Source organism: Dechloromonas denitrificans (genome assembly GCF_020510685.1).
Lineage (GTDB): Bacteria > Pseudomonadota > Gammaproteobacteria > Burkholderiales > Rhodocyclaceae > Azonexus > Azonexus denitrificans_A.
Genome location: NZ_CP075185.1, coordinates 4,328,526 through 4,345,904, shown reverse-complemented (window position 1 = coordinate 4,345,904; position 17,379 = coordinate 4,328,526). Strand labels below are relative to the sequence as shown.

The 17,379-nt window shown below is 63.8% G+C and carries 20 protein-coding genes and 1 tRNA gene; 8 read left to right on the top strand and 13 right to left on the bottom strand.

Annotation, left to right across the window (positions count from 1 at the left end):
* Positions 1-1,248 (top strand): dihydroorotase, encoded by a 1,248-nt coding sequence (locus KI611_RS20665; protein ID WP_226417528.1) that lies wholly within the window; start codon positions 1-3, stop codon positions 1,246-1,248.
* 126 nt (positions 1,249-1,374) lie between these two features.
* Positions 1,375-1,665 carry a ComEA family DNA-binding protein gene (locus tag KI611_RS20660; RefSeq protein ID WP_226417527.1) on the top strand — a complete coding sequence of 97 codons (291 nt, stop codon included), beginning with the start codon at positions 1,375-1,377 and terminating at the stop codon, positions 1,663-1,665.
* A 21-nt stretch (positions 1,666-1,686) separates the two neighbouring features.
* Here the strand turns inward: KI611_RS20660 and KI611_RS20655 are convergent, their stop codons facing one another.
* The 4 genes from KI611_RS20655 to KI611_RS20640 are packed head-to-tail and all read right to left on the bottom strand — an operon-like array spanning position 1,687 to position 4,008.
* Positions 1,687-1,980, bottom strand: coding sequence for a DUF167 domain-containing protein (locus KI611_RS20655; RefSeq protein ID WP_226417526.1), 294 nt, complete (start codon positions 1,978-1,980; stop codon positions 1,687-1,689).
* A complete protein-coding gene (locus tag KI611_RS20650; RefSeq protein ID WP_226417525.1) occupies positions 1,977-2,510 on the bottom strand; it encodes a YggT family protein in 534 nt (177 codons plus the stop codon). The genes KI611_RS20655 and KI611_RS20650 overlap by 4 nt, the downstream gene beginning before the upstream one ends.
* Positions 2,510-3,322 (bottom strand): pyrroline-5-carboxylate reductase, encoded by an 813-nt coding sequence (proC, locus tag KI611_RS20645; RefSeq protein ID WP_226417524.1) that lies wholly within the window; start codon positions 3,320-3,322, stop codon positions 2,510-2,512. The genes KI611_RS20650 and proC overlap by 1 nt, the downstream gene beginning before the upstream one ends.
* The gene (locus tag KI611_RS20640; RefSeq protein WP_226417523.1) at positions 3,319-4,008 is read right to left on the bottom strand and encodes a YggS family pyridoxal phosphate-dependent enzyme; all 690 of its coding nucleotides are present in this window, start codon (positions 4,006-4,008) and stop codon (positions 3,319-3,321) included. Before KI611_RS20640 ends, proC begins: the two co-directional genes overlap by 4 nt.
* Positions 4,009-4,064: 56 nt before the next feature.
* Between KI611_RS20640 and KI611_RS20635 the strand changes: the two genes are divergently transcribed.
* The 6 genes from KI611_RS20635 (at position 4,065) to KI611_RS20610 (ending at position 9,782) form a co-directional block, all read left to right on the top strand.
* Positions 4,065-5,108 (top strand): type IV pilus twitching motility protein PilT, encoded by a 1,044-nt coding sequence (locus KI611_RS20635; RefSeq protein ID WP_226417522.1) that lies wholly within the window; start codon positions 4,065-4,067, stop codon positions 5,106-5,108.
* A 33-nt stretch (positions 5,109-5,141) separates the two neighbouring features.
* Positions 5,142-6,278, top strand: a complete 1,137-nt coding sequence (locus tag KI611_RS20630) for a PilT/PilU family type 4a pilus ATPase (protein WP_319002314.1) — start codon at positions 5,142-5,144, stop codon at positions 6,276-6,278.
* A 12-nt stretch (positions 6,279-6,290) separates the two neighbouring features.
* On the top strand, positions 6,291-6,977 hold the full coding sequence (locus KI611_RS20625; RefSeq protein WP_226417521.1) for a DUF4197 domain-containing protein: 687 nt from the start codon (positions 6,291-6,293) through the stop codon (positions 6,975-6,977).
* A 50-nt stretch (positions 6,978-7,027) separates the two neighbouring features.
* Positions 7,028-7,345 carry a hypothetical protein gene (locus tag KI611_RS20620; RefSeq protein ID WP_226417520.1) on the top strand — a complete coding sequence of 106 codons (318 nt, stop codon included), beginning with the start codon at positions 7,028-7,030 and terminating at the stop codon, positions 7,343-7,345.
* A 69-nt stretch (positions 7,346-7,414) separates the two neighbouring features.
* Entirely contained in the window at positions 7,415-9,406 is a 1,992-nt protein-coding gene (locus KI611_RS20615) for a UvrD-helicase domain-containing protein (RefSeq protein WP_226417519.1), read from the top strand.
* A gap of 139 nt (positions 9,407-9,545) precedes the next feature.
* Complete coding sequence (locus KI611_RS20610; RefSeq protein ID WP_226417518.1) at positions 9,546-9,782, top strand: hypothetical protein; 237 nt, start codon at positions 9,546-9,548, stop codon at positions 9,780-9,782.
* Positions 9,783-9,911: 129 nt separating this feature from the next.
* On the opposite strand, the gene KI611_RS20605 is transcribed toward KI611_RS20610, so the two are convergent.
* From KI611_RS20605 to selA, 9 genes are all read right to left on the bottom strand, one after another.
* Positions 9,912-10,361, bottom strand: coding sequence for a c-type cytochrome (locus KI611_RS20605; protein ID WP_226417517.1), 450 nt, complete (start codon positions 10,359-10,361; stop codon positions 9,912-9,914).
* A 434-nt stretch (positions 10,362-10,795) separates the two neighbouring features.
* The gene (locus KI611_RS20600) at positions 10,796-10,978 is read right to left on the bottom strand and encodes a hypothetical protein (RefSeq protein WP_226417516.1); all 183 of its coding nucleotides are present in this window, start codon (positions 10,976-10,978) and stop codon (positions 10,796-10,798) included.
* 133 nt (positions 10,979-11,111) lie between these two features.
* Positions 11,112-11,708 (bottom strand): molybdenum cofactor guanylyltransferase MobA, encoded by a 597-nt coding sequence (mobA, locus tag KI611_RS20595; RefSeq protein ID WP_226417515.1) that lies wholly within the window; start codon positions 11,706-11,708, stop codon positions 11,112-11,114.
* Entirely contained in the window at positions 11,708-12,082 is a 375-nt protein-coding gene (locus tag KI611_RS20590) for a DsrE family protein (protein WP_226417514.1), read from the bottom strand. Before KI611_RS20590 ends, mobA begins: the two co-directional genes overlap by 1 nt.
* Positions 12,075-12,509, bottom strand: a complete 435-nt coding sequence (locus tag KI611_RS20585) for a glycine cleavage system protein H (protein ID WP_226417513.1) — start codon at positions 12,507-12,509, stop codon at positions 12,075-12,077. The genes KI611_RS20590 and KI611_RS20585 overlap by 8 nt, the downstream gene beginning before the upstream one ends.
* Before the next feature lie 15 nt (positions 12,510-12,524).
* Positions 12,525-12,620: transfer RNA gene (locus tag KI611_RS20580), tRNA-Sec, on the bottom strand.
* 5 nt (positions 12,621-12,625) lie between these two features.
* Positions 12,626-14,503, bottom strand: a complete 1,878-nt coding sequence (gene selB, locus KI611_RS20575) for a selenocysteine-specific translation elongation factor (RefSeq protein WP_226417512.1) — start codon at positions 14,501-14,503, stop codon at positions 12,626-12,628.
* Complete coding sequence (locus KI611_RS20570) at positions 14,500-15,834, bottom strand: FAD-dependent oxidoreductase (RefSeq protein ID WP_226417511.1); 1,335 nt, start codon at positions 15,832-15,834, stop codon at positions 14,500-14,502. Before KI611_RS20570 ends, selB begins: the two co-directional genes overlap by 4 nt.
* 118 nt (positions 15,835-15,952) lie before the next feature.
* Entirely contained in the window at positions 15,953-17,350 is a 1,398-nt protein-coding gene (gene selA, locus KI611_RS20565; RefSeq protein WP_226417510.1) for an L-seryl-tRNA(Sec) selenium transferase, read from the bottom strand.
* Between the last annotated feature and the right edge of the window lie 29 nt (positions 17,351-17,379).

The window sequence follows — 17,379 nt, the reverse complement described above, 5'->3', positions numbered from 1 at the left end:
ATGCAGATCGAAATCAAGAATGGCCGTCTAATTGACCCGAAAAACGGCGTCGACCGCAGCGCTTCGTTGTTCATTGCCGATGGCAAGGTCGTCGGGCTGGGTGGCACGCCGGCCGGCTTCGCCGCCGACCAAACCATCGACGCCGCCGGCTGTGTCGTCTGTCCCGGGCTGATCGACCTTGGCGCCCGGCTGAACAGCATCGAAGCCGAACTGGCCGCAGCCGTCGCCGGCGGGGTGACCACCGTCGTCGTGCCGCCCGACGCCGACCCGCCGCTCGACGAACCGGAACTGGCCGACCGCCTGGTGCACCGCGGTACCGAAATCGGCAAGGCGCGCGTCCTGCCGCTCGGCGCGCTGACGCTCGGCCTCAAGGGCGAGCGCCTGGCCGAGCTGGCCGGCCTGAAGAAAGCCGGCTGTGTCGCCTTCTCGCAAGCCAATGCGCCGGTGATCGATACCGAGGCCCTGCTTCGGGCCATGGAATACGCCGCCACCTTCGATTTCGCGGTGTGGCTGCAGCCGCAGGACTACTGGCTGGCGCGCAATGGCATCGCGCACGAAGGCGAAGTCGCCAGCCGCCTCGGGCTGGCCGGCATTCCAGTCGCGGCGGAAACCATTGCCATCGCCACCATCGTCCAGCTGGTGCGCGATACCGGCTGCCGGGTTCACCTGACCCGGCTTTCGTCGGCGGCCGGCGTGGCGCTTGTCGCCCAAGCCAAGGCCGAGGGCTTGCCGGTGAGCTTTGATATTGGCGTGCACCACCTGCTGCTGACCGAAAACGATATCGGCTTCTTCAATCCGCATGCCCGCTTCAGCCCGCCGCTGCGTGCCCAGAATGACCGTCAGGCGCTGTCGGCGGCCGCCGCCTCAGGGCTGGCCGCCATCTGCTCCGACCATACTCCGGTAGGTGCCGACGACAAGCTGTTGCCCTTCGGCGAAGCTAAACCGGGGGCCACCGGACTCGAAGTCCTGCTGCCGCTGACCCTGAAATGGGCCGAAGCGGCGGGCGTCGATCTGGCCCAGGCCTTGGCCCGGATCACCGCCGCCCCGGCCCAGGTGCTTGGCCTGGCCACCGGCCAGCTGGCAGTTGGCGCGCCGGCCGATGTCTGCATCTTCGACCCCGAGGCCACCTGGCAACTGACGCCCGAGGCCCTGAAGAGCCGCGGCAAGAATTCGCCGTGGCTTGGCTACCCGATGACCGGCAAGGTCAAGGCGACGCTGGTCGGCGGGCGGGTCGTATTCGGAGCCTGATTGCCGGAAACTCCACGTTGAATTTATTTGTCATATTCAATTAGAATAATTCGGCCCTGCCAGGAAACTGGCGGGGCCGAATTTTTTGAATGTGGCAAAACCGTAATCAACCTGGAGGAAGATCCGATGCAACGTATCCTGTCTGTGATCCTGATGTTTTTTGCCGGTATTGGCTTTGCCCTGGCCGCCGTCAATATCAATACCGCCACCGTCGATGAGCTGGATTCGGTGAAAGGCATCGGCCCTGGCAAGGCCAAGGCGATTGTCGACTACCGCAGCAAGAACGGACCGTTCAAGTCGGTCGATGACTTGAAGGAGGTCAAGGGCTTTGGTGAGAAGAGTGTTGCCAAGCTGCGCAGCGAACTGACCGCATCGGAATCGTCGGCCCCTGCCGCCAAACCAGCGGCCAAGAAATAACGCCGATTTCCAGATGGCGCCCTAGGCGCCGATCAGACGGGCAACGGCCTCGGTCGTTGCCCCGCCAACCTCGACCACCTTGCGTCGGGAAGTCTGGCCGCTTTTCAGGTTGACTGCCGACTTGGCCAAGCCCAATGTTTCGGCAATGAACTTGAGCAGCGCTTCGTTGGCCTTGCCATCGACCGGTGGGGCGGCGAGGCGGATTTTCAGCGCATCGCCATGCCGCCCGGCGAACTCGGTCTTTTTCGCACCGGGCTGGATGTGCAGCGTGAGCGTGATCCGGCCGTCACCGGCGACGCGAAACCAGTCGTTCACAGGAACATCAAGACCACTTGCAGCAGCAGGATGGCGACCAGCGGCGACAGGTCGATGCCGGAAATCAGCGGCACAACGCGGCGGATCGGATCGAGCAGCGGCCGGGTCAGTTGGTGGGCTGGCGCCGAGAGCGGCGAGTAGGGATTGATCCACGACAGGACGGCTTGCAGGATCAGCGCGCCAATCAGGATATAGACGGCCATCCGGAGCAGGCCGCGCAGCGAGAACCAGCCGATCATCATGGCCAGCGTCGCCCCGTCGGTTTCGATCAGCTGGCCGGACAATCCGATCAGCACCCCGGCCAATAGCAGTTGCAGAACAAAGGCGGCAAACAGGCTCGACCAGTCGAGTCCGCCAAGCCCGGGGATGATCCGGCGCAGCGGCTTGACCGCCCAGTTGGTCAGGGCCACGACGAAATTGCCGAGCTGGCCGGCAAACGACACCCGCATCGCCTGCATCATGAAGCGCAACAGGAACAGCGCGCAGAAGAAACTGACTACCGCATCGAGCAGGAAAGTGACCGCTTGCATCAGGCGGCCCCGAGCAGTTTGCCGAGTTCCCGGCCGCGCGCCTCGGCGGCTTTCACCCCGGCGATGATGCCTTCCTTGACGCCGCTATCGGCCATCGTGCGCAGCGCTGCTTCCGTCGTGCCGCCTTTCGAAGTGACACGCTCCCGCAGTACCGCGGCCGGATCGCTCGATTGGGCGGCCAGTGCGGCAGCTCCCTGGACGGTTTCGATGGCCAGCTGGCGTCCTTGCTCCGGCGTGAAGCCGAGGTCGGCAGCCGCCTGCTGCAGGGCTTCGATGAACAGAAAAACGTAAGCCGGGCCACTGCCGGACAACGCGGTCACGCCATCCATCTTGGTCTCGTCGTCGATCCAGACGGTACTGCCGACGGCGCTCAGCAGCCGGTTGGCGGCCTCGCGTTCGACGGTGCTGACTTCCGGCAGCGGGCATAGGCCGGTAATGCCGGCGCCAATCAGGGCCGGGGTGTTGGGCATGCAGCGAACGATCTTGCGGTGGCCGCCCAGGAAGCGCGCCAGCGTGGTCAGGTCGAGGCCAGCCGCAATGCTGACGACGACGGCCTGGCCGAGCTTGCCGACGAGCGGCACGACGGCTTCCTTCATCTGCTGTGGCTTGACCGCCAGGACCAGCAGATCGCCGGCGCCAGGCAGCTTGTCCGCCGCGTCGACACAGTTCACCGCATAGGTCTCGGCCAGCTTGCGCCGTGCTTCGCTGCCCGGGTCGATAACCGTGATGTCGCTGGCGCTGTAGCCCTGTTTCAACATGCCGCCAATCAGCGCGTTGGCCATGTTGCCACCGCCGAGAAAGGTAATTTTCATGCGTAATTTCTCTCACCAAAAATGGCCGTGCCGATGCGGACGATCGTCGCCCCTTCGGCCACGGCAGCTTCAAGATCGTGGGACATGCCCATGGAAAGGGTATCGAGCGGCAATCCTGCCGCCCGAATCTGTTCGTAAATTTCCCGCAACTGCCGGAAGGGCAGGCGCTGCGCCGAAAAGTCGTCGCTCGCTTCGGGGATGGCCATCAGGCCGCGCACCCGGAGGCCGGGCAGCGTGCTGATCTCCTGGCACAGCCGCAGGGCTTCGTCCGGCGCGCAGCCGCTCTTGCTGGCTTCGCCGGATACATTGACCTGAACGCAGACCTGCAGCGGCGGCAGGTAGGTCGGGCGCTGGGCGGAGAGGCGCTCGGCGATTTTCAGTCGCTCAATCGAATGCACCCAGTCGAAGCGTTCGGCAACCGGCCGCGTCTTGTTGCTTTGCAGCGGTCCGATGAAATGCCACTCGAGGTTTTGACCCTGCGCGGCGAGCACCTTGTCGACGCCCTCCTGGACATAGTTCTCGCCGAAAGCGCGTTGTCCGGCACCGGCCGCTTCCAGCACGCAGGGCAGCGGCCAGGTTTTGCTCACTGCCAATAGTCGAACGCTGTCAGGCGACCGACCGGCGGCTATTGCGGCGGCTGCGATCTGAGCCTGGACGGCTTGCAGGTTGCTGGCGATTGCGCTCATAATCCCTTTGGAATTCCCAATAATTTCAGTATACACGCGCTCCAAGGACGATCCGAATGGACATCACCGAACTGCTGGCCTTCAGCGTCAAGAACAAGGCCTCCGACCTCCATCTTTCGAGCGGATTGCCGCCGATGATCCGCGTGCATGGCGACGTGCGCCGCATCAATCTGCCGGCGATGGAGCACAAGGATGTGCACGGCATGGTCTATGACATCATGAACGACGGCCAGCGCAAGGTGTACGAAGAAACGCTGGAGTGCGACTTTTCCTTCGAAATCCCCAATCTGGCGCGTTTTCGGGTCAATGCCTTCAATCAGCAACGGGGCGCCGGCGCGGTCTTCCGGACCATTCCATCCAAGGTGCTGACCCTGGAAGAGCTCAACTGCCCGAAGATTTTCAAGGATATTTCCGAGTACCCGCGCGGTATCGTGCTGGTCACCGGGCCGACCGGTTCCGGCAAATCGACGACGCTGGCCGCCATGGTCAATCATGTCAATGAAAACGAATACGGTCATATCCTGACCGTCGAAGATCCGATTGAATTCGTCCATGAAGCCAAGAAGTGCCTGATCAACCAGCGCGAAGTCGGACCGCACACGCTGTCCTTCTCGAACGCCTTGCGCTCGGCGCTGCGCGAGGATCCGGACGTCATCCTGGTCGGCGAAATGCGCGACCTGGAAACCATCCGCCTGGCGCTGACCGCCGCTGAAACCGGCCACCTGGTGTTCGGCACGCTGCATACCTCGTCGGCGGCCAAGACCGTCGACCGTATCGTCGACGTCTTCCCGGCGGCGGAAAAGGAAATGGTCCGTTCGATGTTGTCCGAGTCGCTGCGTGCCGTCATCTCGCAAACGCTGTTGAAGACCAAGGATGGGCAGGGCCGGGTTGCGGCGCACGAGATCATGATCGGCACGCCGGCCATCCGCAACCTGATCCGCGAAAACAAGGTGGCGCAGATGTATTCGGCGATCCAGACCGGCCAGAACGTCGGCATGCAGACGCTCGATCAGAATCTGCTGGACATGGTTCGCCGCAATGTCGTATCGAGTGCCGAAGCGCGTAACAAGGCAGCCAACAAGGATGCTTTCCCGGGCTGAGTTGCTGTCAAATAGAACATTCAAGGGGTAGGTATGGAACGCGATCAGGCAATGAAATTCATGCACGATCTTTTGCGCCTGATGTCGCAAAAAAAAGGATCGGACCTTTTCATCACTGCCGGCTTCCCGCCGGCGATCAAGATAGACGGCAAGATCACGCCGGTATCGAATCAGGTGCTGACTTCCTCGCACACCGCCGAACTCGCCCGTTCGATCATGAACGACCGGCAGGCCGCCGAGTTCGAGGCGACCAAGGAATGCAACTTCGCCATCTCGCCGGCCGGCATCGGCCGTTTCCGGGTCAATGCGCTGGTTCAGCAGGGCCGCGTCGGCGTCGTCTGCCGAACCATCAACATGACCATCCCGACGCTCGACGAACTGCAATTGCCACCGGTCCTCAAGGACCTGGCGATGACCAAGCGCGGCCTGATCATCTTCGTCGGCGGTACCGGTACCGGCAAGACGACCTCGCTGGCGGCACTGGTCGATTACCGCAATGAAAATACCTACGGCCACATCATCACGATCGAGGATCCGATCGAGTATGTGCACGAACACAAGAACTGCATCGTCACGCAGCGCGAAGTCGGTGTCGATACCGACGACTGGGGACCGGCGCTGAAGAACACGCTGCGTCAGGCGCCGGACGTCATCCTGATGGGCGAAATCCGCGACCGCGATACGATGGACTACGCCATCGCCTTCGCCGAAACCGGCCACCTGGCGCTGGCTACGCTGCACGCCAACAGTGCCAACCAGGCGATCGACCGGATCATCAACTTCTTCCCGGAAGAGCGCCGTCAGCAACTGCTGATGGACCTTTCGCTGAACCTGCGTGCCCTGGTGTCGCAGCGCCTGATCCCGAAAAAGGACGGCAAGGGCCGGATGGCGGCCATTGAAGTGATGCTCAACTCGCCGCTGATTTCCGACCTGATCTTCAAGGGCGAAGTCCATGAGATCAAGGAAATCATGAAGAAGTCCCGCGAACTCGGCATGCAGACTTTCGACCAGGCGCTGTTCGACCTCTACGAGGCGGGCAAGATCACCTATGAAGATGCGCTGCGCAATGCCGATTCGCTGAACGACCTGCGCCTGCAGATCAAGCTGCACGGCAAGGAATCCAAGGACCGTGACCTGAGCACCGGGATCGGTCACCTCGATATTGTTTGAGAGAGGTTCGTCATGAAAAACCTGCGCAGCCCGATCTTTGCCCTTTTCCTGATGCTCACCGCCGGGTTTGTCCAAGCCGGCGCGCTCGATGCCATTTCGACCGGCGATGCCAGCGCCGGCGTCAAGGAAGCGCTGGCCAAGGGCGCCGATTACGCGGTGGCGTCGCTCGGCAAGGACAACGGTTTTCTCGGCAACAGCAAGGTCAAGATTCCGTTACCCGGTTATCTGCAAAAAGCCGAGAAGGGCTTGCGCATGTTCGGCATGGGCAAGCAGGCCGACGAACTGGTCAATACCATGAACCACGCGGCGGAAAATGCCGTGGCCGAGGCCAAACCGATTCTCAGCGACTCGATCAAGAAGATGAGTGTGCAGGACGCTAAGGGCATCCTGACCGGCGGCGAGGACAGCGTGACGCAGTATTTCAAGCGGACCTCGAGCGAGCAACTGACTCGGAAATTCATGCCCATCGTCAAGACGGAGACCAAGAAGCTGCAACTGGCCGAGCAATACAACAGTTTTGCCGGCAAGGCGGCGAGCGCCGGCCTGATCGATCAGAAAGACGCCGATGTCGACAGCTATGTCACGCAGAAGGCGATGGATGGCCTCTTCCTGATCATTGCCGAAGAAGAGAAGAAGCTGCGGGCTAACCCGGTTGGGGCTGGCAGCGATCTGCTGAAAAAGGTGTTCGGCGCGCTCTGAGCTAAAGCCGCTGGCCGGGTTGGCCGTTGACAGGTACAGGAGCCCCGCCAATGACCCTGAACCGCCTCACCTCGACCACCCAGAGCCTTCAGCACGATGCGGTCGAGCGGCCGCGTCAGGCGTCGACCGACAGCCTGCGTCGGGTCGAAGCCGCCGAGGGTCTGGCCGGCGACCGTCAGCGCAGCCTGCAGCAGGAGATCGCCGAAGTCGCCCCGAATGCCGTCGGGCCCTTCAAGGGCAGCGAACGGATATTGCAGGACGCCCGGCAACTGGCTTCGCAGCTCACTTTGTTGAGCACCAATGCCAGCGGGTTGCTCAAGTTGCGGGCGCTCAGCCTGCCCCGCCGGCGGATTGACGATAAGGTCTGAGCCGGTCGGCTATCGGGTTAAAATTCACCCCCTTGCCCCCACGCCCCGTTCTGCGGGGTGTCGTTATTTATGTCCGGCCTCAATCCCCAGCAACGCGAAGCAATCCATTACCTCGACGGTCCACTATTGGTGTTGGCGGGGGCCGGCTCGGGCAAAACGCGGGTAATCACGCAGAAAATCGCCTATCTGGTGCAGGATTGTGGCTTTCAGCCGCGCAACGTGGCGGCCATTACCTTCACCAACAAGGCGGCGAAGGAAATGCAGGAGCGGATCGGCAAGATTCTCTCGAAACAGCAGGCCGACCAGTTGCAGATTTCGACCTTCCATTCGCTCGGCGTTCGCATCCTGCGCGAAGAAGCCAAGGCGCTCGGTTACAAGCCGCGTTTCTCGATTTTCGATTCGGCCGATTGCGCCGGCATCATCAGCGAGGTGGCCAAGACCGTCGACAAGGCAACCCTGCGTAATCTGCAGTCGATCATTTCCAACTGGAAGAATGCGCTGGTCAGCCCGGAAGCGGCGCGCCACCTGACCAGCAACGACCATGAAGTTCTGGCGGCCGAAGCCTACCTGTCCTACGAGGCGACGCTGAAGGCCTACCAGGCGGTGGACTTCGACGACCTGATCGGTTTGCCGGTCAAGCTGTTCAACGAACATCCGGAGATCGCCGAGAAGTGGCAGAACCGCCTGCGCTACCTGCTGGTCGACGAGTACCAGGACACCAATGCCTGCCAGTACCAGGTGCTCAAGCTGCTGACCGGCGTCCGCCAGCAATTCACCGCCGTCGGCGACGACGATCAGGCGATCTACGGCTGGCGCGGCGCCGATATCGAGAACCTGAAGAAGCTGCCGAACGAGTTTCCGGCCCTCAAGGTGATCAAGCTTGAGCAGAATTACCGGTCGACCGTGCGCATCCTGAAGGCCGCCAACAACGTCATCTCGCACAACGAGAAACTGTTCGACAAGAAACTCTGGTCCGAACTCGGCCACGGCGAGCAGATCACCGTCACCGCCTGTCGTGACAACGATGCCGAAGCCGAAGGCGTGGTCATGAAGTTGCAGGCCCACCGCTTCGAGAATCGTACCAAGTTCAAGGACTACGCCATCCTCTACCGCTCGAATCATCAGGCGCGCGGTTTCGAGGAATATCTGCGCGACCACCGCATTCCCTACCTGTTGTCCGGCGGCAAGTCCTTTTTCGACAAGGCGGAAATCAAGGACATCACCGCCTACCTGCGCCTGCTGACCAACGAGGACGACGATCCCGCTTTCATCCGCGCCGCCACGACGCCGAAGCGCGGCATCGGCGCGGCCACCCTGCAGGTGCTCGGAACCTATGCCGGCGAGCGACATATTTCGCTGTTCCATGCCGCTTTCGAAGAGGGCTTCGCGCAGCGCGTCCAGGCCCGGCAGATCGAGCCGCTGCTTGAATTCTGCCACTTCATCAACCGTATCCAGGAGCGCGCCGTTCGCGAACCGGCGCATCAGGTGCTGCCCGATCTGCTCAAGGCCATCGACTACGAGACCTATCTTTTCGATCTGGAAGAGGAGCGCACGGCACAAACGCGCTGGGGCAATGTCTGCGAATTTTCCAGCTGGCTGAACAAGAAGGGCGAACTGGATGGCAAGACGCTGATCGACCTGACGCAAAGCATTGCGTTGATCAACCTGCTCGACAAACAGAACGACGACGAGGTCGACGCCGTGCAGCTATCGACGCTGCATGCCGCCAAAGGGCTGGAGTACAAGCACGTTTTCCTGGTCGGTATCGAAGAAGGCATCCTGCCGCACCGCGAGTCGGTCGATCCGGCCAAGATCGAGGAAGAGCGCCGCCTCATGTACGTCGGCATCACCCGCGCCCAGCAATCGCTGTACATCAGCTATTGCGAACGGCGCAAGCAGGCCCGCGAGTTCGTGCCCTGCGAGCCGTCGCGCTTTATCGATGAAATGGGCAAGGAAGACATCCGGTTTGCCGGCGGCAAGCAGGATCTTCCGCCCGACAAGGCGACCGGCAACGCGCGGCTGGATGCGATGAAGGCGATGCTGGCCGGCAACAAGAGCTAACAACTCGGTCACCTGTCGTTACAAGTGGTCACTCTCCTGATGACATCGCGGCGCCCACGGCCCGCGTTATTCGGCACAAGGCAGCGCAATTTTGCGAAGCCGGACGAAAAACCGAATAAACCAATCAAGGAGCTTCAAAATGACCAAGCAACTTCTCGCTCTCGTTATCGCCGCCACCTTTGGCATCGCTCACGCTGCTGACGTCAAGCCGGCCGAGCCGGTTGCTGCCGAAAGTGCTGTCAAGGCAGAAGTGAATACCCCGGCCGCCAAGCTGGTCGCCAAGAAGGTCAAGAAAGCGAAGAAGGCCGTACCTGCAGCCGCACCGGAAGCCGCCAAGGCTGATAGCGCGCCAGTCGTCGAACCGGCCAAGAAGTAAGCTCGTCGAGCAAAATCGGTTCGGGTCTTCAACAAGCAGATCCAACCGGGGCGCCCATGAGGCGCCTTTTCTTCGTCCACGAAAAAGGGAGGCCGCAGCCTCCCTTTGTTTTGGGCCGTTCAAGCCGGCTTACTTGACCTTGCTCAGCACGTAATCGACGGCGCCCTTGACTTCGTCGTCGGACAGCGAGGGGGCACCGCCCTTGGCCGGCATGGCGTTCTTGCCGCCGAGCGCGCTCTTGTACAGCGCTTCCTTGCCTTGCGCGACGCGCGGCGCCCAGGCGGCCTTGTCGTCAATCTTCGGGGCACCGGCTGCGCCGGTATTGTGGCAGGCGCCACAGACGCTGTTGAAGACGGTCGGGCCATCTTTCGGTGCGCTGCCGGTGGCAGGCGCTTCGGCCTTGGCCAGTTCGAACTTGGCGACCGGCTGGATACGGACTTCCGCTGCGTCATTGCCGCCGGCTGCGTCGGCAGCGGACGTGGAGTGTTTGACGGTGAGCGGGTAAATGATGGCGATCAGGACGATGGCAACGATGATCGTTGCCCACATGATGCCAGTCGAGGAGTGCTTGTCGGCCATGCTGAATACCCTTGTGCGCAAAAATAAAAGTGCGCAATTATAACGGCTTGAGCTGGCGCTACGGGCAAAAAAAACCCCGCCAGCGGCGGGGTTGAAATTCTCGAAAGGGGGGATTTCGAGAGGAGGGGTTCAATTCACAATTGCAGTCTAGGCCTCCTCGGACAATGCGTCTGTCGTTCTTTCGTAGCCTTCTGTAACAGATTGTTGCGTTGCGGCATGAGGTCTGGCGCGCTGTTCCGGCCAGCCGCGTGGCCAGCAGCATCGACCGTCGCGACTTGACAGGCGGCCGGCGCAGCAGGCTGCTTCATTTCACACCGCTGGGTGAAATGTTTCGGTGGATTGTTGCGCGGCAGCAAACGGCGCTGCGTATGGACAGCAGCGGCGGCCGGCGGGCTACCGGCGCGGCTCGCCCGGGCGAGCCGCTACGTTACAGATCAGTGCTCGATGTTGCAGATCACGACGGCGCTGGTCGGGATCTGGTAATCGGCTGCCAGCTGGGTTTTGGCCATGTCTTCAACGGCCTGGCCGGCCATCGTGACGAAGCGGCGTGCCCCGGTGAAATCCTGCGGAATGCCGGCGCGATCCTGGGTGATGCGGTAGTGAACTTTGACGTTCATTGCTGTTAACCTTTTATGTCTGTTTTTTGATCCTGCCCGGGCAGTTTAGGCAGGATTTTGTGCAGCGCAATAAGTGGTTTCCACAGGTTGGGCATTGAGAAACCGGCCGCGCAACCCCGGACGACAGCCACGTTCAGTCAGCCGTGCCGGGCCTTTCGAAGCGCCCGAGTTCGGCGCGGGTGTTGATGTTTTCGAAAGCTGCGGCTTCGTCGTCGAAGGCGACTTCGACGACTTTCAGCGGGGCATACCAGTCGGCCATCTTGCGTTGGCCGCTGGCCAGGTAGTCGGTCAAATTCGGCAACAGGCTGCGCCGGCACAGGCAGAACACCGGATGCGGCTGGTCGAAGGTGCGGGCGACGGCGAGGTCGGCCCCGGCGGCGGTGAATGCGGCCCAAAGGCGGGAAATCAGGTCGGCTGGCAGGAAGGGCGAATCGCAGGGGGCGGTGGCGATCAGCGGATGGGTCGCCGCAGTCAGTGCGGCATGCAGGCCGGCCAGCGGGCCGGCGAAATCGGGAATGGCATCGGCTATGACGCGGTGGCCGAATTCGGCGTAGCGCCCGGCATTCTGATTGGCATTGATCAGCAGTTCATCGACCTGCGGCGCCAGACGTTCGACGACGTGCGCGACCAGCGGCCGGCCGTTGAGCAATTGCAGGCCCTTGTCGACGCCACCCATGCGCCGGCCGAGGCCGCCGGCCAGGATGACGCCGGTGATCGGCGGGCGCCGCATCAGAAGACCAGCGTCCGCCACGCCGGATCGAGCGCGCGGCCGACAAAGGCGGTGGCACCGGCGGCACCGGCCGGCGGAATCAGGGTTTCGCCGGCGCCGACCCAGGCGGCGCGGGCCATGCCGCAGGCGAGCAGGCGGACGTCTTCGGAGACCACTTCGCGGAGAAAGTCGCCGATGGCTTTTTCCCGGCTCGGCGTGGCATACGCGGCGTCGGCGACACCTTCGACCAGCCAGCGCACGGCCGGGCCGGCGAAGTGGATTTCGACTTCGGCGTCGAGCGCTCGCGCCGCCAGCGCGTGAATCAGCGGCGTCACCAGCAGTTCCGGGTGCTCAGGTGTGGCGGCCCAGATCAGCAAGGCCAGCTTGTCAGTCAAAAGTGGCCTCCGGTTCGATCTTCAAAATGTGCTGACGGTAGGCTGCGGCATCGACCAGCGTCGGTTTTTCCGCGACCCAGCGGGTCGGCCGGGTACGGGCCAGCCAGCCGGCGCCGTAAGGTTCGGCGTTGACCAGTTTCGGCCGTTCCTCGGCGGCCTCGTTGCCTTCGAGCAGGACGAAGGAAATCGGGGCGTGGAGCGCCTGTACCGTCTTGCGGGATTCAACCGTGCCCATGCCGCGTCCGCAATCGACCTCGGCGCCTTGCGGCTTGCTGGTGAAGGCGATGATTTCGCCGGCCAGGAAGAGGCCGAAAGCGGTGGCGCCGATCAGCACTGCGCCGTCCGCCGTTTCCTGCACCCACATGTCGTAGCGGGGGCAGTACAGGCGGTCGTCGGGAATGGAGCCGGAGAAGGGTTGATGGGCCATTTAGGGCAAGAAAGGTGGCGGAAGAGAGCAGGAGTCGAACCTACCAAGGCTTGTCTGACAAGCCCTACCGGTTTTGAAGACCGGTCGCCCCACCGGGGAACGATCTCTTCCGTTGTTCATGAACCGAATTGCTCCGGCGAGCCGCGCAGAACGTGGGTGTCGCGCGCGCGGCGAGTGTAGCCGATGCGATCGAAGAATTCGAGGATATGGATGGCGACCTTGCGCCCGCCGCCGATCTGGTCGCGCAAGCTTGCCGCCCGGGCGCAGCCGTCGCTGGCGTTGAGTGCGGCCACCCGATGCGCCAGGTCGGCGACCGCTTCGGCCGTGAAGTAATGATCGTGCGCGACCGGCCATGCCGCGCCGTAGCGGGCGATGCGCTTGAACAGCGCACGCACGGTGTCTTCGGCGATGCCGGTGGCCCGGGCCACATCGCGGACGCGCGGCGGGTTGTACGGTTCGGCATCGAGCAGCGGCTTCAGGGTCAGCCACAGATCGCGGTCGCTACTGGCCAACTGGACGCGGTGTTCCGGCAGGTGCAGCCAGGCGTTGCTCTGGGCGATGCGGCCGTCGGCCAGCGGGGCGGCGAGCAGTGCGTCGAAGGCGGGGCGGGGCAGCGTCGGCAGGGTCAGGCGGCGCAGGCGGTCGCGCTCGACGCCGGGCAGATCGGGGGCGCGTTCGTGCTCGGCGGCCAGCGCGGCGAGCAGACGGGCTTGCAGTTCCTGCCAGCGGCTGGTGGCAAAGGCGGTGGTGCCGACCAGTTTGAGCTTCTGGCGGGTGCAAAGTCCGGCCAGCGTCGCGGCATCGAGATTGCGGTTCAGCGCATGGGCGGTCAGGTCGACGCCGGCCGGCTGCTGTTCGGCCGCCTCGCGCAGCGCCGTCGCCGGGTCGTCGGCGGCCAGCGCAGCAAGCATGGCCAGGCGTTCCGGGCTGCGCTTCTTGCGGTTGGGCGGGAAAATGTCGAGCACGCGGCCACCGCCGATGGTGTGGCGGGCCGAGGCATCGCGCAGGATGAAGCGGTCGCCGGCCAGCGTGCCGATTTCGCGGTCGACGGTGATTTGCGCCCAGTTTTCCGTGCCGGGCGGAATTTCGTCGGCGCCGAGCAGCGCGACGCGGGCCGGCACGTCTTCGGCGCCGAGGTGCAGATGCACCGGCGTCCAGTGCTTGAGCGGCGGCTGGCCGGCGAGCACCCGGAGCCTGGCATCGAAGCGCTTGATCGGGGCGTGCAGCGCCGGGGCGACGACCCACATGCCGCGCTCAACGTCGGCCTTGTCGACACCGGCCAGCGCCAGGGCGATCCGTTGTCCGGCGTGGCCGGACTCGGCGGGGCTGTCCTGAACGCGCAGGCTGCGCACGCGGACCGGGATTTGGGGCGGCGAGAGCAGCAACTGGTCGCCGACCTTGACGGCGCCGGCGAAGGCCGTGCCGGTGACGACGGTACCGGCACCGGAGAGCGTGAAGCAGCGGTCGATGGCCAGCCGGAAGCCGCCAGCCAGTTGGCGTTCGCCCTGGTCGGCGGTGGCCGCTTCGAGATAGGCGCGCAGTTCGGCGATGCCGGTGCCTTGCGCGGCGGCGACCGGAAAGATCGGCGCGTCGGCTAGTACCGTGCCGGCCAGCAAGGCGGCGATTTCGCCTTGCGCGGCGTTCTGCCGGTCGACGCTGACCCGGTCGATCTTGGTCAGCGCCACTGCGCCGCGCTTGATGCCGAGCAGTTCGATGATTTCCAGATGCTCGCGGGTCTGCGGCATCGGGCCGTCGTCGGCGGCAATCACCAGCAGCGCGAAATCGATGCCGGTGGCGCCGGCCAGCATGTTGTGGATCAGTTTTTCGTGGCCGGGTACATCGATGAAGCCGAGCGTCGGCGTGTAGGCATAACCGAGATCAACGGTGATGCCGCGCGCCTTCTCTTCCTTCAGGCGGTCGCAGTCGACGCCGGTGAGTGCCTTCACCAGCGTCGTCTTGCCGTGGTCGATATGTCCGGCCGTGCCGATGATCATCCAAACATGTCCTCATACATGCGCCCGGCCCAGGCGAAGTCCTCGGTCACCAGGTCGTCGCGGCGCAGATTGTCGTCATCCTGATCCTGGATGATGATGCCCTTGTCGTTCACATGGTACTGGAAGCGCACCGCGACATCCTCGCGCGGCTTGGTGTTGACCATCATGAAGCAGAGGTTGTCGGGCAGCGCGTATTTCGGTTCGCGGCCCTTGACCCGCTCGGCGATGTACTTGGCGACGATCCTGCCTTGGTAGTTGGCGACGTGGCCGGCCTTCGGATAGAACAGGAACTGCGGCGAGACCATGCCGACTGAGTCGCCGATCACGTACACGTCCGGATCGTCCTTCATGTTCAGGAAGAAGGGATCGACGCCGGCCCAGCCGGTCGGCTTGCCTTCGGCGTTCTTGCCGATGACGCCAGCCTTCCAGGCCATGTCGCCGGCCTGGTGCGGGGCCATCAGGATGCTATGGTCGAAGTTGAAATCGCCGACCGCCGTCTTGATCTTCTTGTTGAACGGATCGACCTCCTTGATTACCGCCTTCGGCACGTAGGTGATCTGGTCCTTGTAGAGGTTCTCGAAGGCTTCGGTGAAGCCGCCGGTGATCGGCCGCGGGCTGTCCTTCGGATCGAGGATGGTGATGTGGCCCTTGATCTTGCGTTCCTTGAACAGGCCGGCGATCAGACAGGCGCGCTCGTAAGGCGACGGCGGACAGCGGTGCGGCGGGGGCGGCAGGGTCATCACCAGTTCGCCGCCGGTGAAGTTCTGGATGCTCTGCTTCAACTGGAAATGCTCGGCACTCGGGATGTAGGCGGCCGGGAAATGGGCGCGGGTGTATTCGGCCGCCTTGCGGTCGTTGCCGAACCAGGTCTCGTAGTTGTAGCGGATGCCGGCGCCGACGATCAGGTAGTCGTAGTCGATCCAGCCCTGGGCGGTGATGACGCGCTTTTTGTCGCGCTCGAAGGCGGTGACTTCGGTCTGGATGAACTTGTAGTCGTATTTCTGGGCGACTTTCAGGTAGCTGAAAGTCAGGAACTGGGCGTCGACGACATCGACCAGCCACTTGTTGCTCATCGGGCAGGAGAAGAACACCGGGTTGCGTTCGAGAACGACGACGTCGAGCGTCGGGTCGAGCTTCTTCAGGTGCTTGGCGGCGCTGATGCCGCCCCAGCCGCCGCCGCAGACGACGACGCGCTTGCCGCTGGCTTTCGGCAGCAAGGGGTCGGACTGCATGGTGATCAGGAAGGGCAGCGGGCTGGTCGGTTGGGCGAGGGCGGCGGTGGCCCCAAGGGCCGTACCGGCGGCCAGGAATTGTCGGCGGTTGAAAGTCATCGGTTCTTCTCCATTCGATAAACCACCCGGACACGGAGATGCCCGGATTTACAGGTGCACCCTGGCGGGCGCCGAAGAAAACAGCAGGCGGTACGCAGACCGCCCGGCGAGGCTGTTTTCAAAACTTCAATTCTGGCAGTTGAGCGACGAAGCGCGCTTCGTCCCCGGCTTCCAGGCAGCGCAGGTCGAGGTGGTAGGCATCGTCGCGGATGTAGCCGATGACCGGCACCGGCAGGCCGCGGAAGGCGGCTTCGATGCCCAACAGTGCTTTTCCCGGCTTTTTCGCCGTGGGCCGGCAGACCAGCGCGACCGACGGCAGGCGCTCGACCGGCAAGGCGCCGCTGCCGATCTGGCTGCTGCACGGCGCCACCGCAACGCTGGCGAGGGGGCCGAGCGCGGCTTGCACGGCTGGCTGCAGACGTTCGCCGAGGGCGGCGATCTCGGCCAGCGGCCGGGTCAGCAGGCGCAGCGTCGGCAGGCGCTCGGCCAGGCGGTCCGGGTCGCGGTACAGGCGCAGCGTCGCCTCGAGGGCGGCCAGCGTCGTCTTGCCGACGCGCAGGGCGCGCTTCAGCGGGTTCTTCTTGATCCTGGCGATCAGCTCCTTGCGGCCGACGATCAGCCCGGCCTGCGGGCCGCCGAGCAGCTTGTCGCCGGAGAAGGTGACGAGGTCGGCGCCGGCGGCCAGCGCCTGTTGCGGCGTCGGTTCGGCCGGCAGGCCGTGGGCGGCGAAATCGCACAGCGTGCCGCTGCCCAGGTCGATGATGAAGGGCAGGCCGGCGGCGTGGGCGATGGCGGCGATTTCCCTCTCGTCGACCGCGGCGGTGAAGCCGGTGACGGCGTAATTGCTGGTATGCACCTTCATCAGCAGCGCTGTCTTCGGGCCGATCGCTTCCTGGAAGTCTTTGGCGTGGGTGCGGTTGGTGGTGCCGATCTCGTGCAGCTTGACCTGGGCCCGGCGCATCACGTCGGGAATGCGGAAGGCGCCGCCGATTTCGACCAGTTCGCCGCGCGAGACGACGGCCTCCTTGCCCTGGGCCAGCGCATTGAGCGTCAGCAGCACGGCGGCGGCGTTGTTGTTGACGATGGTCGCGGCGATGTCCGGCGAACCGCCGGCGATTAGTTCGGCGAGCAGGCCGGAAACCAAGTCGTCGCGGTCGCCGCGGCCGCCGGAGGCGAGGTCGTATTCCAGCGCGCAGGGCGAACGGGCCGCTGCGACCATCGCGGCGATGGCTTCCTCGGCCAGCTGGGCGCGGCCGAGATTGGTGTGCAAGACCGTGCCGGTCAGATTGAACACCGGACGCAGCCTGGCCCGCCCGGCCTCGTCGGCGCGGCGGCCGATGGCGGCGAGCAGCGCGGCCTCGCCGGGCAGCGCCAGGCCGTGTTTCAGGCCCTCGCGGGCGGCCGCCAGCTCTGCCCGGACACAGCCGGTGACCAGCTGGCGGCCGTGCCTATCGATCAGTTCGGGGAGCTGTTGCAGAACGCGGTCGACCGCGGGAAGACGTTTGTTTTCGTTCATGGCTTTCACCCGCACCGGGCAGAAAGGTT

Bases quoted from the DNA above. Each gene is read 5' to 3' on its own strand.
- KI611_RS20665 (WP_226417528.1), top strand. From the start codon at position 1: ATGCAGATCGAAATCAAGAATGGCCGTCTAATTGACCCGAAAAACGGC.
- KI611_RS20660 (WP_226417527.1), top strand. From the start codon at position 1,375: ATGCAACGTATCCTGTCTGTGATCCTGATGTTTTTTGCCGGTATTGGC.
- KI611_RS20650 (WP_226417525.1), bottom strand. From the start codon at position 2,510: ATGCAAGCGGTCACTTTCCTGCTCGATGCGGTAGTCAGTTTCTTCTGC.
- proC (WP_226417524.1), bottom strand. From the start codon at position 3,322: ATGAAAATTACCTTTCTCGGCGGTGGCAACATGGCCAACGCGCTGATT.
- KI611_RS20640 (WP_226417523.1), bottom strand. From the start codon at position 4,008: ATGAGCGCAATCGCCAGCAACCTGCAAGCCGTCCAGGCTCAGATCGCA.
- KI611_RS20635 (WP_226417522.1), top strand. From the start codon at position 4,065: ATGGACATCACCGAACTGCTGGCCTTCAGCGTCAAGAACAAGGCCTCC.
- KI611_RS20630 (WP_319002314.1), top strand. From the start codon at position 5,142: ATGGAACGCGATCAGGCAATGAAATTCATGCACGATCTTTTGCGCCTG.
- KI611_RS20625 (WP_226417521.1), top strand. From the start codon at position 6,291: ATGAAAAACCTGCGCAGCCCGATCTTTGCCCTTTTCCTGATGCTCACC.
- KI611_RS20620 (WP_226417520.1), top strand. From the start codon at position 7,028: ATGACCCTGAACCGCCTCACCTCGACCACCCAGAGCCTTCAGCACGAT.
- KI611_RS20615 (WP_226417519.1), top strand. From the start codon at position 7,415: ATGTCCGGCCTCAATCCCCAGCAACGCGAAGCAATCCATTACCTCGAC.
- KI611_RS20610 (WP_226417518.1), top strand. From the start codon at position 9,546: ATGACCAAGCAACTTCTCGCTCTCGTTATCGCCGCCACCTTTGGCATC.
- KI611_RS20605 (WP_226417517.1), bottom strand. From the start codon at position 10,361: ATGGCCGACAAGCACTCCTCGACTGGCATCATGTGGGCAACGATCATC.
- KI611_RS20600 (WP_226417516.1), bottom strand. From the start codon at position 10,978: ATGAACGTCAAAGTTCACTACCGCATCACCCAGGATCGCGCCGGCATT.
- mobA (WP_226417515.1), bottom strand. From the start codon at position 11,708: ATGCGGCGCCCGCCGATCACCGGCGTCATCCTGGCCGGCGGCCTCGGC.
- KI611_RS20585 (WP_226417513.1), bottom strand. From the start codon at position 12,509: ATGGCCCATCAACCCTTCTCCGGCTCCATTCCCGACGACCGCCTGTAC.
- selB (WP_226417512.1), bottom strand. From the start codon at position 14,503: ATGATCATCGGCACGGCCGGACATATCGACCACGGCAAGACGACGCTG.
- KI611_RS20570 (WP_226417511.1), bottom strand. From the start codon at position 15,834: ATGACTTTCAACCGCCGACAATTCCTGGCCGCCGGTACGGCCCTTGGG.
- selA (WP_226417510.1), bottom strand. From the start codon at position 17,350: ATGAACGAAAACAAACGTCTTCCCGCGGTCGACCGCGTTCTGCAACAG.